This window comes from Rhodococcus sp. SJ-3 (assembly GCF_051918125.1).
Taxonomy (GTDB): domain Bacteria; phylum Actinomycetota; class Actinomycetes; order Mycobacteriales; family Mycobacteriaceae; genus Rhodococcus.
In genome coordinates this window covers 187,973-202,628 of record NZ_CM123306.1, presented here as the reverse complement: position 1 = coordinate 202,628, position 14,656 = coordinate 187,973, and the positions used below count along the sequence as shown (strand labels likewise).

The 14,656-nt window shown below is 66.6% G+C and carries 17 protein-coding genes; 7 read left to right on the top strand and 10 right to left on the bottom strand.

Features of this window, described 5'->3' with window-relative positions:
• Window positions 1-61: 61 nt before the first annotated feature.
• The 6 genes from ACTDXD_RS00965 to ACTDXD_RS00940 all read right to left on the bottom strand — a co-directional run bounded on the left by ACTDXD_RS00965 (window position 62) and on the right by ACTDXD_RS00940 (window position 4,564).
• A complete protein-coding gene (locus ACTDXD_RS00965; protein WP_440125359.1) occupies window positions 62-694 on the bottom strand; it encodes a hypothetical protein in 633 nt (210 codons plus the stop codon).
• Entirely contained in the window at window positions 691-936 is a 246-nt protein-coding gene (locus ACTDXD_RS00960; RefSeq protein WP_440125358.1) for a hypothetical protein, read from the bottom strand. Before ACTDXD_RS00960 ends, ACTDXD_RS00965 begins: the two co-directional genes overlap by 4 nt.
• A 143-nt stretch (window positions 937-1,079) precedes the next feature.
• Entirely contained in the window at window positions 1,080-1,814 is a 735-nt protein-coding gene (locus tag ACTDXD_RS00955) for a putative T7SS-secreted protein (protein ID WP_440125357.1), read from the bottom strand.
• Window positions 1,814-2,206 (bottom strand): hypothetical protein, encoded by a 393-nt coding sequence (locus tag ACTDXD_RS00950; protein ID WP_440125356.1) that lies wholly within the window; start codon window positions 2,204-2,206, stop codon window positions 1,814-1,816. The genes ACTDXD_RS00955 and ACTDXD_RS00950 overlap by 1 nt, the downstream gene beginning before the upstream one ends.
• An 83-nt stretch (window positions 2,207-2,289) precedes the next feature.
• Window positions 2,290-3,000: a TIGR03089 family protein gene (locus tag ACTDXD_RS00945; RefSeq protein WP_440125355.1), complete on the bottom strand. Its 711-nt coding sequence runs from the start codon at window positions 2,998-3,000 to the stop codon at window positions 2,290-2,292.
• A gap of 37 nt (window positions 3,001-3,037) precedes the next feature.
• The gene (locus tag ACTDXD_RS00940; RefSeq protein ID WP_440125354.1) at window positions 3,038-4,564 is read right to left on the bottom strand and encodes an LCP family protein; all 1,527 of its coding nucleotides are present in this window, start codon (window positions 4,562-4,564) and stop codon (window positions 3,038-3,040) included.
• 237 nt (window positions 4,565-4,801) lie between these two features.
• Here ACTDXD_RS00940 and rfbD point away from each other — a divergent pair, with 237 nt between their 5' ends.
• From rfbD to ACTDXD_RS00920, 4 genes are read left to right on the top strand one after another with little or no spacing between them, the layout of a single operon-like run.
• The gene (gene rfbD, locus ACTDXD_RS00935) at window positions 4,802-5,668 is read left to right on the top strand and encodes a dTDP-4-dehydrorhamnose reductase (RefSeq protein ID WP_440125353.1); all 867 of its coding nucleotides are present in this window, start codon (window positions 4,802-4,804) and stop codon (window positions 5,666-5,668) included.
• 59 nt (window positions 5,669-5,727) lie between these two features.
• Complete coding sequence (locus ACTDXD_RS00930) at window positions 5,728-6,645, top strand: glycosyltransferase family 2 protein (protein WP_440125352.1); 918 nt, start codon at window positions 5,728-5,730, stop codon at window positions 6,643-6,645.
• On the top strand, window positions 6,642-7,727 hold the full coding sequence (locus tag ACTDXD_RS00925; RefSeq protein WP_440125351.1) for a sugar phosphate nucleotidyltransferase: 1,086 nt from the start codon (window positions 6,642-6,644) through the stop codon (window positions 7,725-7,727). Before ACTDXD_RS00930 ends, ACTDXD_RS00925 begins: the two co-directional genes overlap by 4 nt.
• Window positions 7,720-8,505 carry an SGNH/GDSL hydrolase family protein gene (locus tag ACTDXD_RS00920; RefSeq protein ID WP_440125350.1) on the top strand — a complete coding sequence of 262 codons (786 nt, stop codon included), beginning with the start codon at window positions 7,720-7,722 and terminating at the stop codon, window positions 8,503-8,505. The genes ACTDXD_RS00925 and ACTDXD_RS00920 overlap by 8 nt, the downstream gene beginning before the upstream one ends.
• A gap of 19 nt (window positions 8,506-8,524) precedes the next feature.
• On the opposite strand, the gene ACTDXD_RS00915 is transcribed toward ACTDXD_RS00920, so the two are convergent.
• Genes ACTDXD_RS00915 through cofD form a run of 3 tightly spaced genes read right to left on the bottom strand, consistent with a single transcriptional unit; the run spans window position 8,525 to window position 11,438 of the window.
• The gene (locus tag ACTDXD_RS00915; protein ID WP_440125349.1) at window positions 8,525-9,076 is read right to left on the bottom strand and encodes an NUDIX hydrolase; all 552 of its coding nucleotides are present in this window, start codon (window positions 9,074-9,076) and stop codon (window positions 8,525-8,527) included.
• A gap of 2 nt (window positions 9,077-9,078) precedes the next feature.
• Entirely contained in the window at window positions 9,079-10,449 is a 1,371-nt protein-coding gene (locus tag ACTDXD_RS00910; RefSeq protein WP_440125348.1) for a coenzyme F420-0:L-glutamate ligase, read from the bottom strand.
• Window positions 10,449-11,438, bottom strand: coding sequence for a 2-phospho-L-lactate transferase (cofD, locus tag ACTDXD_RS00905; RefSeq protein WP_440125347.1), 990 nt, complete (start codon window positions 11,436-11,438; stop codon window positions 10,449-10,451). Before cofD ends, ACTDXD_RS00910 begins: the two co-directional genes overlap by 1 nt.
• 344 nt (window positions 11,439-11,782) lie before the next feature.
• Between cofD and ACTDXD_RS00900 the strand changes: the two genes are divergently transcribed.
• Window positions 11,783-12,043, top strand: coding sequence for a WhiB family transcriptional regulator (locus ACTDXD_RS00900; RefSeq protein WP_169686803.1), 261 nt, complete (start codon window positions 11,783-11,785; stop codon window positions 12,041-12,043).
• A gap of 128 nt (window positions 12,044-12,171) precedes the next feature.
• Here ACTDXD_RS00900 and ACTDXD_RS00895 read toward each other — a convergent pair whose 3' ends face one another.
• Entirely contained in the window at window positions 12,172-12,669 is a 498-nt protein-coding gene (locus tag ACTDXD_RS00895; protein WP_440125346.1) for a metallopeptidase family protein, read from the bottom strand.
• A 104-nt stretch (window positions 12,670-12,773) separates the two neighbouring features.
• On the opposite strand from ACTDXD_RS00895, the gene ACTDXD_RS00890 reads away from it, so the two are divergent.
• Complete coding sequence (locus tag ACTDXD_RS00890; RefSeq protein ID WP_440125345.1) at window positions 12,774-13,169, top strand: DUF3499 domain-containing protein; 396 nt, start codon at window positions 12,774-12,776, stop codon at window positions 13,167-13,169.
• 77 nt (window positions 13,170-13,246) lie between these two features.
• Window positions 13,247-14,617 (top strand): phosphomannomutase/phosphoglucomutase, encoded by a 1,371-nt coding sequence (locus ACTDXD_RS00885; RefSeq protein ID WP_440125344.1) that lies wholly within the window; start codon window positions 13,247-13,249, stop codon window positions 14,615-14,617.
• Window positions 14,618-14,656 lie beyond the last annotated feature (39 nt).

Sequence of the window (14,656 nt, the reverse complement as noted above, 5' to 3'; positions counted from 1 at the left end):
CACCTTTCTGGACGAGTCGGAACGAAGGCGGTCAATTCCCGTCCAGAGCGTGGCCGACGGCTCACCTGGTAGTTCCGGCGGAATCGGCGTCGTCGGAGGGGTCGATGCGGATGCTGTCGATCATCGTCAGTGCAACCTCCACGAACCGCGGCCACAGTACGCGCGATGAACTACTGATATCGAGCACAGCCACCTCGCTGACTCCGGGCGGTGGAACAATTGCCTGGAGCGAATCGGACGTGATGGCCACCGCTTCGCCGGTGACGGTGACATCCCCCGGCAGGTCGAACAGGGACGCCCTCAGTACCAGGACGACCGGTCCGCATCCGAGTAGGCGGTACTGAACGGCCGCGGCGGGGTTGGCCTGAGCCATCGTCTTCTCGACTGCTCGGGCGAGCTCGTCCCGTGCTTCGGGCCGATCGAAGAGTCCGTGCCTGACAGGAAGAGCTCGAACAGCAAGCGTCACTGCGGCAAACTCACTTGTCTCGGTATCAGGCAGGGCGAGAGTGCCGGCCAGCACCAGATCGCAGCGTGACAGAAGTTCGCCTGCCGCGAGAACACTCGACACACCGGCGTGCCTGTCTGGTGCGGTGGCCGACGCGACGAGTTCTTCGGCGGCGGCTCTTCTCAGAGAGATCTCCTCGTGGAGGGGGACGAGGGCGAGCCCGGGCGGGGCATCGAACCGTACATTCATGGGGTTTCCCTGATCACAGTGTTCGCGAGCGGGCCGAGCACTGGGCCGAGGACCTGTTGTGTGATGGCTTGTGACGGTGTGTCAGCAATCAGATAGGTTTGGACATCATCAACGATGTTGGTGACATCGGCGCCGGTTGCCTGTGCGGCGGTGGGAACAACTGACGCAGCAATCGGGGCCGCGAAGTCGGACAGACGTGTCAACCCGCCTGCAACGCCGACGATGTCGAGAGCGAATGTCATCGGGTGAACCTCTGCACCTGCTGCTTTCGCAAGAGCATGACCGGCGAGGGCCGTAACACCCAGCCCTGTTGAGACGGCGGCCAACGGTCCGCTTACTGCGGGGAGCCAGGCTGTGACAATGGCCGCGGTGCCGATGACCGTACTCAATGTGGAGAGGTGTTCGACAACTCGTTGATGAGATCCGCGTTGTCCTGCACGTAATCCCAGATGTCCTCGAACAGATCGCCGACGTCGTCGAGGAAGTTGTCGAGGCGGCGGCCGAGCCGTTCGAAGAATCCTTCGTCGGGCGCTTGTTCGGCGGCCTTACGGAGCGCACGTGCGGTCTCGTCCACGAGTTCGCGATGCTGGATCCGGAGCGACTCGGCGCGCGAAATGATGTCGTCGAGTGTGGTGCGGGCACGGTCCAGCTCCGCGACGGCGCTGTCGAGCCGGGCCTGTGCAGCTGCCAACTGGTCGGGATCGGAGTACGTGCGATGGCGTTCCTGGAGGGCAGGATTGGATTCTGCCGCAGCGACATTGCTGCGCGCAGACCGAGCAAGCTCTTCGAGGCCAACTGCCCTTTTCTGGAGGGAGGCCAGATCGTCGCTCCATGCCTCGAGCGCCCGACCGGCCTGCTGGAGTGAGGAACCGGCGGTGTCGAGTACCGGTGGAAGTTCGGCGCTCCGAGTGCGGAATGCTGTAGCGGCGGTCGATCGCCAGATGCCGTCGCTGTACCCCATCCGGACCAGTGCTCGGTGCGCCTCGTCGAGTGTGCGTGTGGTGGTGTGTAGTTGCGTGGCGACCGAACCGACCGTGGCGGGGTTGCCCGGGGCAGGATCGAAGCCGAGGTTCGGGAACAGCGCGGTATTCGAATCGCCCGACGTGCTGGGTGCGGACATCAGAAGTCTCCCCGCAGTACGCCGAGGAACTGGGCGGGTGGAGGTGCAGCATCCCCGGTGGAGTCGCCACCGTCGGGCAGTGCCGAACCGATCGTGCTCAATGCTGCAGCGGTTGCTTCGGCTTGGGCGCTGTAGGAGTTGCATGTCTCTGTCAGCGCTATCGAGAGACCGTCTGTGGCCGACGCGACCTTGCGGATGCCGTCCTTCCAGCGGTCACGGAAATTAGCTGCGGCACGATCCAATTCGGCACCGCCGAGATCCTGGCCGTTGATCGATCCGAGCGCATCGACCGCCGCCGACATGTCGTCCGCAGCCGTGTCGAGCGCCGACGCGAGCATGGCCACGGCCACGACGTCGATGAACAGTTCTTCTGATGGTGAGCCCCCCGGCACGAATCCCCCTACGTGTCGTCTCCGGCGAGGAGCCTACAGCACGGGACCGACCTCACTTCGGTGGCGCAGCACGGAGGCGTGCGTCATGCGTCCAATCGTGCGGTGATCTTCTCGCTCTCGACGCGACGATCGATCGCGGCCGGGTCGGGATTGCTCACCTGGACGAGGGAAGCTCCGACGGAGAGCACAGCGAGCAACCCGTCGACGAGTTCGTCGACGGTGGTCCAGTCGCGGCTCGACAACACACGGTCGGTGCCGGTGATCCCGGATCGCGCCGCAGACTCCTTTGCTGCCGCAAGGAGATCGGCGACCGTGCGACCGTCGAGCGCGGCGCCGCCGGCGCCGGACGGGCGGAATTGGTCGCCGTGCAGCCGCACATTCGTGGCGTAGTCGGTGACACCCGGCGGCAGATCGGGGACAGGACGCCCGAAAGCGTCGAGGGACAACGCGGCCACCTCGGCGACGTCGTCGACCTCGCCGAGGCGGTCCGGGGTGACGAGCGCGAGATCCGAGTCGGGATCGGCGGCGAGGACCACCTCGGTGCCTGCCCACCACGCACCGAGCAGAACCGCCGCGCTCTGCCAATGCGCGGGCAGCAGCACTGAAACCCGGCCACCGGGCAGCACTCCGAACTCGTCGCGGATCATGTTGGCGGTCTTGGCTGCCCAGTTCGCGAGCGTAAGTGCTGACAATTCGATCCGAGCGCCGGTCGCGTCGTCGTACCAGGTGATTCGCGGACCGGCAGGATCGGCCGCGAGGATCGGGTCGAGCAGGGCTGAGGTCAGGGTGGTCACGGAAAATCCTCGTTCTCGGGAGTTGGGTCGGGATCGATCAGTTGACGCAGCGCGGCCCGTCGGATCCGGCGTCGATGGGCGGTGCGGCCGGAGCAGGCGTCGCCGACTCACCCGCAGGCATCACGTCGGACTGCGCTGTCGTGTCCGACGTGTATGCCGAGCTCGACCCGGAGTAGGACGACGAGCCAGGGCCGGTGTAGTCGTCGGCGAGCACGAGCTCGACGGTGCCTGCCGGGAGGCTCGGGTCGGAGTCGATGTCGACATCCCCGAGTGCCGCCGCGACGGCCAGCGCCTCGTCGGAGTCGGGGTCGGCTGCATACAGAGTGGTCGAGGTCATCGCCGAGCCCGCGTAGTTGCCGACAACACCTTCGCCGTAGCCTTCGGAACTCATCGCCAGCGACACCTCGGACGCCAATCCGGACACGCTGCCTGCGTTGGAGACGTTCACGGTCACGGACGACGGATCGATGTCGGGCGCCGGTGAATCGCTGGTGGTCGTCTCCGACCCCTCGTAGTCCCCACCCACCAGGGCCGCGACATGCTCGCGCACCTCATCGGGATCGACCTGGACGACAGACTCGCCGTAGTCGGTCATCGCATTGATGTCCTGCACCGGAATCGTCGAGAACTGCACCGCACCACCCGCGAGATCCTGCATCTGGGTAGCGAGTTGCACGATGTCCCAATCCGAATCGAGCACTACCGAGCGTTGCACCGCTGCGGTCAGTTGTCCGACCTTCGACGGATTGCTCAACGTCTTCGCGCTGAGGACCTTCTGCACGAGCGACGCCATGAACACCTGCTGACGCACGATCCGATCCAGATCGCCGCGCGGCAGGTCGTGACGCTGGCGGACGAAGCTCAGCGCGTCGGACCCCTGAAGGGTCTGCTCGCCTGCTGCGAAGTGAGCACCCGACAACGGTTCGTCGACCGCGGCATTGAGGCACACATCGACGCCGCCGACCGCATCGGTGAGCAGGACGAACCCGAGCAGACCGACCTCGGCGTAATGATCGACCGTCACGCCGGTCAGGTCCGCGACCGACTCGATCAGCGCATCCCGGCCCGCTTTCGTGGAGGATTTCTCGACCGCCGCTTCGTCCTCGCCGGATTCGACGGCCTCGAGCCGCGCGAGTTCCTTCGTGGCGCCATATGCGGCGTTGATCTTGGACATCCCGATGTCCGGCACCTCGACATACGTGTCACGGGGGATGGAGATGGCCGTCGCGGAGCTTCCGTCGTTCGGTACCCGGATCAAGATGATGGTGTCGGTGTTGTTGGCGACCTCCTCGCCGGCACGCAGCGCATCGAGTTCGCGTTGCGACAGAGGGTTGCCGTGCGCGTCGGTGCGGCTGTCGGTGCCCACCAAGAGAATGTCGAGGGCGCCGTCCTTGCCGTTTCCGAGGTTCAGGCCTTCGACCGAGGCGAGCGACGATGCGAACGAATCGTAGGTGCGCCATCCGACGCCGGTGGCGATCAAGACGAGTGCGGCGGCGACCGCGGCGGCGAACTGGCGTGGTCGCCCTGTGAACACCCGCGAGACACCTTGGGTGGCCTGGGGCATGGCGCGGTCACCGGCGGCGCGCCGCGAGGCGCTCGGCTCTCGAACAGGCCTGGACGACGAGCGCGTCGGACGCGTCCTGCGCCGCTCATCCGTGCTGGGGCGCGCCCTGGTCCTGCGGCGGGGCGGCTCTGACGGCACGTGCGGTCCTCCTTCGGCTTGCGTCCGGGTACTCGATGAAGGTTACTGGTGGAATTCCCCGACGGGCGTGTTCGACACCGGCGTGCCAGACTCGGCCACGTGCGTAACGTTCTCGTGACCGGGGCCCACGGTCAGCTCGGCAGCCACGTGATCGACCTGGGGACGTCTTCGGGCACTCCTGTTCGTGGCGTGGGCTCGGCCGAACTCGACATCACCGACGAGGCGGCGGTGGCTGCGGCCGTCGCGCCGGGGTCCGTGGTGATCAACTGTGCTGCATACACCGCGGTCGATGCAGCGGAGACCGACGAGGACGCGGCCACGGCCGTCAACGGGCACGGTCCGGCCGTGCTTGCCCGGGCGTGCGCCGACGTCGGCGCGGCTCTGATCCATGTCTCCACCGACTACGTGTTCGCCGGCGACGCAACACAGCCGTATGCGGTCGATGCGCGCCCCGATCCTCGAAGCGCGTACGGGCGGTCCAAGCTGCTCGGTGAGCAGGCCGTTCGTGCGATCCTGCCGTCCGCGCACGTCGTACGGACCGCGTGGGTCTACACCGGCGAGGGAAACGACTTCGTCGCGACGATGCGACGTCTCGAACATGAACGTGACACCGTGCGTGTCGTCGATGACCAGCTGGGGTGCCCCACCTATGCGCGCGATCTTGCTGCCGGCCTGCTCGAACTCGCCTTTCGCGCCGCCTCCGATCCTGTGCCGGGGGGGATCTTGCATGCGACCAACGCGGGTGAGGCCACGTGGTACGACCTGGCGTGTGCAGTCTTCGCAGGTGTCGGCGCCGACCCGCACCGGGTCCTGCCCTGCACGAGTGACGAGTTCGTCCGGCCGGCTCCGCGTCCCGCGTACTCGGTGCTGGACGGGCAGGCCTGGTCGGCGGCCGGCCTCACTCCGCTCCGGCCGTGGCGGGAAGCGTTGGAGGCGGCGCTCGGCGCGCTGGATGCGCTCGCGTGAGCTCCGCGAAGTCTGCCCGTGACTCGTCGCACACTGCTTCGGCCGCTATGGTTGCGCGCGTGGATTCGACGCTGGCCGTGGTGACGGTGACCTACTCGCCCGGCGAGCACCTGGAGAACTTCCTGACTTCGCTCACGACGGCGACCTCGCTGCCGACCCGCGTGATCATGGCAGACAACGGCTCGACCGACGGCACGCCGGAAGCGGCGGCGAAGGCGCATTCGAATGTGACCCTGCTGCATACCGGGGGGAACATCGGCTACGGCGGCGCAGTCAACCGTGCGGTTGCCGAGATCGACGAGTCGGCGGAGTTCGTGGTGGTCGCCAATCCCGACGTCCGGTGGGGTCCCGGCTCACTGGACACCCTTCTCGAGGCAGCGCAGCGGTGGCCGCGCGCCGGTTCGCTGGGGCCGCTGATCCGTGAACCGGACGGGACCATCTATCCGTCCGCGCGTACGGTGCCGACGCTGTCTTCCGGGGCAGGCCACGCATTGCTCGGCACGGTATGGCCCACGAACCCGTGGACGCAGCGTTACCGCCAGGAGAACGAAGCGATCAGCGAGCGGCCCGTAGGTTGGCTTTCCGGATCCTGCTTACTTCTTCGCCGTGCCGCGTTCGACAGCGTCGACGGATTCGATTCCCGGTACTTCATGTACATGGAGGATGTGGACCTCGGCGATCGGCTCGGGCGAGCCGGTTGGCACAACGTCTATGTTCCGTCCGCGGAGGTCACCCACGCGAAGGGACACGCCGCGGGGCGTCACCCGGAATTGATGCTTCCGGCGCACCATGAGAGTGCGTACCGGTTCCAGGCAGATCGGCATCCGCATCCGTGGCAGGCACCGTTGCGCTGGGCTCTGCGTGGTGGCCTCGCGGTGCGATCCAAGATGGCGGTTGCTTCGGCAGTGCGCGAGCGCGATGCAGGCAAGGTCGGTCATGAGGGGACCGATCTCGACGAGAAACAGGGGAGACAATGACGAGTGCTGCCGCACCGCATACCGACGCGGTGATTCTGGTCGGGGGGCAGGGAACGAGGCTTCGCCCGCTGACCCTGTCGGCGCCGAAGCCGATGCTGCCCACCGCGGGACTGCCGTTCCTGACACATCTGCTCGCGCGGATTCGTGAGGCGGGAATCAAGCATGTGGTTCTCGGCACGTCGTTCAAGGCGGAGGTTTTCGAGGAACACTTCGCGGACGGATCGGATCTCGGCCTCGAGATCGAGTACGTCACCGAAACCGAGCCGCTCGGGACAGGCGGGGGCATCCGCAACGTGCTGCCGAAGCTTCGCGCAGAGAACGTCATGGTGTTCAACGGCGACGTGCTCGGTGGAACGGATCTCGGGGCCGTGCTCGACACCCACGTCCGCACCGAGGCGGATGTCACCTTGCATCTCGTTCGTGTGGGCGACCCCCGCGCGTTCGGCTGCGTGCCGACCGATGCCGACGGCCGGGTCACCGCTTTCCTCGAGAAGACCCAGGATCCGCCGACCGATCAGATCAACGCGGGCTGCTACGTGTTCCGCCGCGAGATCATCGAGGCGATCCCGGAGGGCCGGCCGGTGTCGGTCGAGCGCGAGGTGTTCCCCGCACTCCTGACGGAGGGCAAGAAGCTTTTCGGCCACGTCGACGCCGCGTACTGGCGCGACATGGGCACCCCGGAGGACTTCGTGCGTGGTTCGGCGGATCTGGTGCGCGGTATCGCTCCGTCGCCGGCACTGCCGGGGCAGCGCGGCGAGTCGCTGGTGCATTCCGGTGCGTCCGTTGCTCCGGGTGCGTTGCTCATCGGTGGCACGGTGATCGGCCGCGGCGCCGAGATCGGCGCGGGTGCGCGCCTCGACGGTGCGGTGATCTTCGACGGCGCGCGGGTCGAGGCCGGTGCGGTGATCGAGCGCACGATCGTGGGTTTCGGTGTGCGGGTGGGTCCGCGTGCATTGATTCGCGACGGTGTGATCGGCGACGGTGCCGACATCGGTGCGCGCTGCGAACTGCTACGTGGTGCGCGGGTATGGCCCGGGGTCCAGATCCCGGATGGAGGAATCAGGTTCAGCACAGATGTCTGACTTCGAGACTGCCGCGACCTACACGAAGTACGTGGCGCTGGGGGATTCGTTCACCGAGGGCGTCGGAGACGACGATCCGTCCTGCCCGAACGGTGTGCGCGGGTGGGCCGATCGTGTCGCTGAGCAACTTGCTCGTGGCAACGAGGAGTTCGGCTACGCCAACCTTGCGATCCGCGGACGGTTGCTGCGGCAGATCCTCGACGAACAGCTCGATGCCGCACTTGCGCTCGAACCCGACCTGGTGACGATCTACGCAGGTGGAAACGACATCATGCGGCCGGGTCTGGATCTCGACGGACTCGTCGCACAATACGACGAGGCGATCGCCGCGCTCACTGGAACCGGCGCCAGGGTGCTGATGTGGACTGCGTACGACGTCGGTTGGGCACCGGTGTTCCGGCACCTGCGGGGACGGGTCGCCATCTACAACGAACTCGTCCGTGAGGTCGCCGATCGCCACGGTGCGACGCTGGTCGACTATTGGCGGTTCGGCGAATACCGGGACTACCGCATGTGGGACTTCGATCGCTTGCACATGTCGCCGGAAGGGCACCGCAACATGGCGATCAGGGTGTTGGACACGCTCGGAGCGCAACACGAGATCGAGCCTGTGCAACTCGGACCGGCAGCGGTCGTAGCTCGCCCGGAGCAGCGTCGAGCAGACGCCAAGTGGGCACGTGAGTTCCTGATGCCGTGGGTCCGGCGACGGGTCCGCGGCGAATCGTCGGGTGACGGGATCGCTCCGAAGCGTCCGGTCCCCGCACCCGTCGACCTGTAGGGGGCCGTCCGCCGGCAGATCAGCGGCGGGCGGCAGCGAGCCGCACGAGGTGTTCGATCGTCTCGTGTTCGGCATCGGCAGGCAACGCGTCGACCGGCCACCACTGCAGATCGGTCGACTCGTTGCTGCGCACCGGTACCGAGCCCACCGGTGCGGTGACGAGGAACCTCAGATCGAGGTGTCGTGTGGGCTTGCCGAGTGAACACGTGATCGGATGCGTATGCGCCGAGAGCAGGTTCGGGTCGATCGTGAGGTTGTCGATCCCCGATTCTTCCGAAGCCTCACGAAGTGCGGCATCGACGACGGTCTCGTCGCTCTGTTCGCAGTGCCCGCCGAGCTGGATCCACCTGCCCACCCGCGGATGCAGCGTGAGCAGCACATTGCGATGATCGGCGTCGACAACGAGCGACGACGCGGTGATGTGCCCGGGAACGTGCGAACGCAGGCAGCCGCCGGGCGCGGAATCGAGGAACGCGAGCATCGTGTGTTTCAAGGACTCTGCGTTCTCCGAATCGGTGCGCCACGCGCCCAGCCGCTCGAGTGCGGACGCGTGCAACGACTCGGCCGACACGGCTACAGCTCCCGCAGGGAGTCGCCGGGCTCCGACACCTCGCGAGGCAGCGGCTCGTCTTTCGGGTACCCCACCGCGATCGCGCCCAGAGGCGACCAATCGTCGGGAAGATCGAGTTCGTCACGCACGACGTCGGGGGCGAAGATCGTCGATCCGATCCAGCAGCTGCCCAGGCCGCGTGTGGCGAGTGCGACGAGCAGACCCTGTACGGCAGCGCCCGCGGCGACGGTGAACATCGTGGCTTCGGCGGCGGTGCGGCGCGCATCCGGGTACTCGTGGGCCCCGTCGGGAACCCAGAACGGCACCAGCACTTCGGGCGCGTCGTAAAGGATCGATCCGCGTGCGAGACGGCGTTCGATGGCCACGGGATCGAGTCCGTCGCCCGTGAGGTCGTCGGCCCAGCGGTCGCGCATGCCGTCGAGAAGACGTCGTCGTACCTGCTCGGTGCGTACCCACACGAACCGGACAGGACGGGTGTGGTGGGGTGCCGGCGCGGTGAGTGCTTCGGCAACTGCGTCGCGTAAATCTTCGGGGTCGACGGGGTCGGTGGAGAACTCGCGTACCGACCGGCGCAACAGCAGTGCTTCGCGTCGGCCCCGTTCGAGCGCCTCGGCGGTGCCGAGCCAGAACAGGTCGTCCTCTCCGCCGCGTACGAGTGCGCGTGCGGTGGAACCATCGTCGCGAAGGTCGAGGCCGCGAACCACTGCGACCGGGACTCCGCCGAGCTTGCCCTTGACGAGATCACCCGCGGCCGCGATCTCGTCGGCGAGTGCGACCGACGTGACCATGAGTTCGTTGCCCTGCGAGTCGTGGGAGCCCTCGTAGCCGTGGAGCACCGGTAGCCCGGCGGATCCGATCGCGGCGTCGGTCTGGCCGACACGCCACGCGCGGCCCATGGTGTCGGTGACCACCACGCCGACCCGCACTCCGAGTAGTTCGAAGATCCGAGCGCGCAGCGCCGCGGCACTGGCATCGGGATTCTCGGGCAGCAGCGCGAGTTCCGCGCCGTCGACGTTGGAGCCGTCGATGCCCGACGCGGCCTGCACTATGCCGAGCTTGTTCTCGGTGATCAGTGTGCGGCCCTTCTGGGCGAGCACCCGCACCGCTTCCTGGGAGACGAGTCGCCGCCGGAGTGCGTCGCGTGCATCGGGGTCGGTGGGGGAGGGCACGATGCGTCCCTCGGTCTTCGACAGGACCTTGCTGGTGACCACCAGGATGTCGCCGTCGACGATCCACGGCGCGGCAGCGACGAGCGCGGTCGCGAGGTCGTCGCCGGGTCGGAACTCCGGTAGGCCGGTGACAGGTCTGATCTCGATGGGGCCGCCCGGCGCGTGGTCACGCACGGAGGTGGCGGTCGTGCTGTCTGCGGGCATCACAATTGCACTCCGGCGAGTTCCAGTGCGGCGCGGGCCATATCGGCGGTCGCGTCGACGTCGGTCATCAGTAGTGGCACGCTTCGTACCTCGACGCCGGGAACGTCGGCCTCATCGGTCGAATGCACGAGCCAGCCGTCGAGGATTCCGGTGCCGCTGCGGGCTCCGTAGTGCCTGCCCACTGCCTCGGCGGTGGTGTCGACTCCGATCACGTCGAGGCACGCGTCGGCCATGCCTCGTAGCGGCTTACCTCCGATCACGGGGGACAGGCCGACGACCTTCGCTTTCGTAGTCCGTAGTGCGCCGCGGATGCCCGGCACGGCGAGGATCGCACCGACGCTCACGACGGGGTTCGACGGCGCAAGAACGACCACGTCGGCGGACTCGATGGCTTCGAGGACGCCGGGTGCCGGTTTCGCGTCGTCGGCCCCGATGTGGGCGAAGCTGTGGGTAGGAACCTGGGCGCGGTGACGCACCCACCATTCCTCGAAGTGGATCGCGCGCTGCATGCCGTCGGCGGGATCGGTGATCACCACGTGGGTCTCGCTGCGGTCGTCGGATGCCGGTAGCAACGTCACGCCGGGCTTCCATCGTGCGCACAGCGCTTCGGTGACAGCGGAGAGCGGATATCCCGTGCGCAGCATCCTCGTACGGATCAGGTGGGTGGCGATATCGCGGTCGCCGAGACCGAACCAGTCGGGGTCTGCGCCGTAGGCGGCGAGTTCTTCCTTGGCATTCCAGGTTTCGGCCTTCCGGCCCCATCCTCGCTCGGAGTCGATGCCGTCGCCGAGCGTATACATGCATGTATCGAGATCGGGACAGATCCTCAGGCCGTGCATCCACACGTCGTCACCGACGTTGACGACGGCGGTGATCCGATGTGGCGCGTCGGGGTCGATGTCCGAGCCCGGTGCGATGCCGAGGAGTTCTCGCAGTCCTGTGAGGAAACGGGCACCGCCGACACCTCCGACCAATACAGTCACATTCACGGGGCCAGCCTATGCGGTGCGCGTGGTACCCCGGCGAGCGCCGTCCTAAACCAAGAAATTGCAAAGTCGTCGATCGTAAGCGAGAAAATTCGTTCCGCTTGACCGCGACACGCCCGGCGTGTCTAATCACATATGTGTCATTCCGGGTTTCCGGATCGGGATCGACTGTGACGACGTTGCATTCGAGCAAGATTCGGGGGGTGGCAGAAAGATCCCGATCCGCGAAAGTTGCGGCGCTGCAGGTGAGGAGGCGGAGGATGGCCGACGAGCGCGAAGTTTTCGAGATCTCTCGGATCGATACTGCAGTCGAGAGTGTCTGCGACGACTCCGACAGTGGCACACCGATTCTGCAATTGATTACAGGATTTGGTGATTCGACGGACGTCGAGGAGCAGTGGCAGGAACGTGCACTGTGCGCACAGACCGACCCGGAGGCGTTCTTCCCTGAAAAGGGTGGTTCGACGCGGGAAGCGAAGCGCATCTGCCTGGGGTGTGAGGTTCGTGACGAGTGTCTCGAATATGCCCTTGCTCACGACGAACGTTTCGGAATCTGGGGCGGGCTGTCCGAAAGGGAACGGCGGCGTCTCAAGCGCGGCATCGTCTGACGGTCTGGTCCGGCCCGGTACGGGGAGTACGGGCTTGATTCATCGGTGTCCGGAGACGATCCACGACGAAGGCCGGGTACTCGGGTGACCGAGTGCCCGGCCTTCGCCGTGTTCGTCTCCCGCCGGCCTCAATCCTCGTCGCCGAGATCGCCGAGTTCCGGATCGACGACCTCCGGTTCGATGCCGAGGTATGTCGCGACCTGATGGACGAGGACGTCGTGCACGAGGTCGGTGAGATCGTCGGGATCCTCGGCGCGGAGCTCGAGCGGGCGGCGGAACAACACGATCCGGGCGCGAGTCGCGGCGCCCCTGCGGTCGATCCCCGCGGGGACGAGCCGCGACAGCGGGACCGGCCCGTCGGCGACGACTTCGTCGGGCCAGTTCACCGAGTCGGGGTCGCGCGCGCGAATCTTCGGGACGTCGTCGACCGCAAGGTCGAGTTTCGTGAGGCGGTCGTGCCACTGAGCGTCGATCGGCGCGAACGCGCTGAGGACGAGGAGGTCGAACTTCTCGGCCCGTGACTTGCGCGCAGGCAGGTCGTGGGGAAACAGCGGTCCGCGGATTCCGCGACCGCGTCGCGTCGCCGTGCGGGACGACACGGGAGTAGTACGACGTGCTCGGGCCATGCAGTGGAGATTACGACAGGGAGACTACGACAACCGAAATCGGAGGGCTACTCCCCGGTGTGTCCGAATAGTCCCGGGGCCGGTGACACGCTACGCTCCGAGGCGTGAGATCACTGCGTCGATGCTGCCGGCCTGGGTGCAAGAACCCTGCTGTTGCGACGCTGACCTACGTGTATTCGGACTCGACCGCTGTTGTAGGGCCCCTTGCCACGGTCGCAGAGCCGCACTCGTGGGATCTGTGCGAAACGCACGGCTCGAGAATTACCGCGCCGAAAGGTTGGGAACTCGTCCGGTACGAGGGGGCGTTCGACACCGCCACCCCCGACGAAGACGATCTCACCGCCCTCGCCGAAGCGGTGCGCGAGGCAGGCATGGGCGAACGCGACCGGGTCGAAACGGACCCGGCAGTGGCCGAGGTCGCGCCGCGTGCGGCGGTTCCTTCGGCTGCGCGTACCGGCCGCCGAGGCCACCTTCGAGTGTTGCCCGATCCCACGAGCTGACTCCGTCGCACTAGGCTGATCGCGGACCTGCGCCACGAGGATGGCGCGGTGCAATTCGACGATCAGGAGCGGAAACAGTGGCGAGATCTGCCGAATCGGTTGCAGCCGTGATCAAGGCGTACGACGTTCGCGGCGTGGTGGGGACGCAGATCGACGAGGATTTCGTCCGCGAGGTCGGTGCGTCGTTCGCACGTCTCGTCCGCGACGACAGCGCTGCATCCCGCGTGGTGATCGGTCATGACATGCGTGAGTCGTCTCCGGTTCTGTCGAACGCCTTCGCCGAGGGGGTCGTCGCACAGGGTCTCCACGTGGTGCTCATCGGTCTTGCCTCCACTGATCAGCTGTACTTCGCCTCCGGCATCCTCGATGCCCCCGGTGCGATGTTCACCGCAAGCCACAACCCGGCCGAGTACAACGGCATCAAACTGTGCCGGGCCGGCGCGAAGCCGGTCGGCCAGGAGACCGGACTCGGAACAATCTCCGCCGAAGTGATCGAAGGGGTGCCGGCCTATGACGGCGCCCCCGGCACGATCAGCGAACAGGACGTGCTCGAGCAGTACGCGTCGTTCGTACGGGGACTGGTCGACCTGTCGCAGATGCGCCCGCTCAAGGTTGCAGTCGATGCGGGAAACGGGATGGGCGGACACACCGTCCCGGCCACGTTCGGTGCGCTACCGATCGAGCTGGTGCCGTTGTATTTCGAACTTGACGGAACGTTCCCCAACCACGAGGCCAACCCGCTCGAGCCTGCGAACCTGGTAGACCTGCAGCGCCTCGTCGCCGAGTCCGGTGCCGATGTCGGCCTGGCTTTCGACGGCGACGCAGACCGTTGCTTCGTCGTCGACGAGCGTGGTGAACCCGTGACCCCGTCTGCCGTGACCGCTCTGGTCGCGGCCCGCGAACTCGGCAAGGAACCGGGCGCTACGATCATCCACAATCTGATCACCTCACGTGTCGTCCCCGAACTGGTCACCGAACTCGGCGGCAAGCCGGTGCGCACTCGGGTCGGCCACTCGTTCATCAAGCAGCAGATGGCCGAGACCGGTGCGGTTTTCGGCGGGGAACACTCCGCTCACTACTATTTCCGCGACTTCTGGGGCGCCGACTCCGGCATGCTCGCCGCCCTTCATGTCCTGGCCGCGCTCGCGGGCCACGACGGTTCGCTGTCCGACCTCATGGCGTCCTACAACCGGTACGAGGCGTCAGGAGAGATCAACTCCACCGTCAGCGACGCGTCGGAACGGACAGAAGCTGTGCTCGCCGCGTTCGCCGACCGTGCTCGGTCGGTCGACCGGCTCGACGGCGTGACCGTCGATCTCCCCGACAATGCGTGGTTCAACCTGCGTGCGTCCAACACCGAACCGTTGCTGCGGCTGAATGTGGAGGCGCCCACCCGCGCGGAGGTCAGCGCGCTGGTCGAGGAAATCCTGGCCGTCGTGCGTGCGTGACGGAAGCATTCGTGGCAGTGATAATCGAAGTACCCCGTG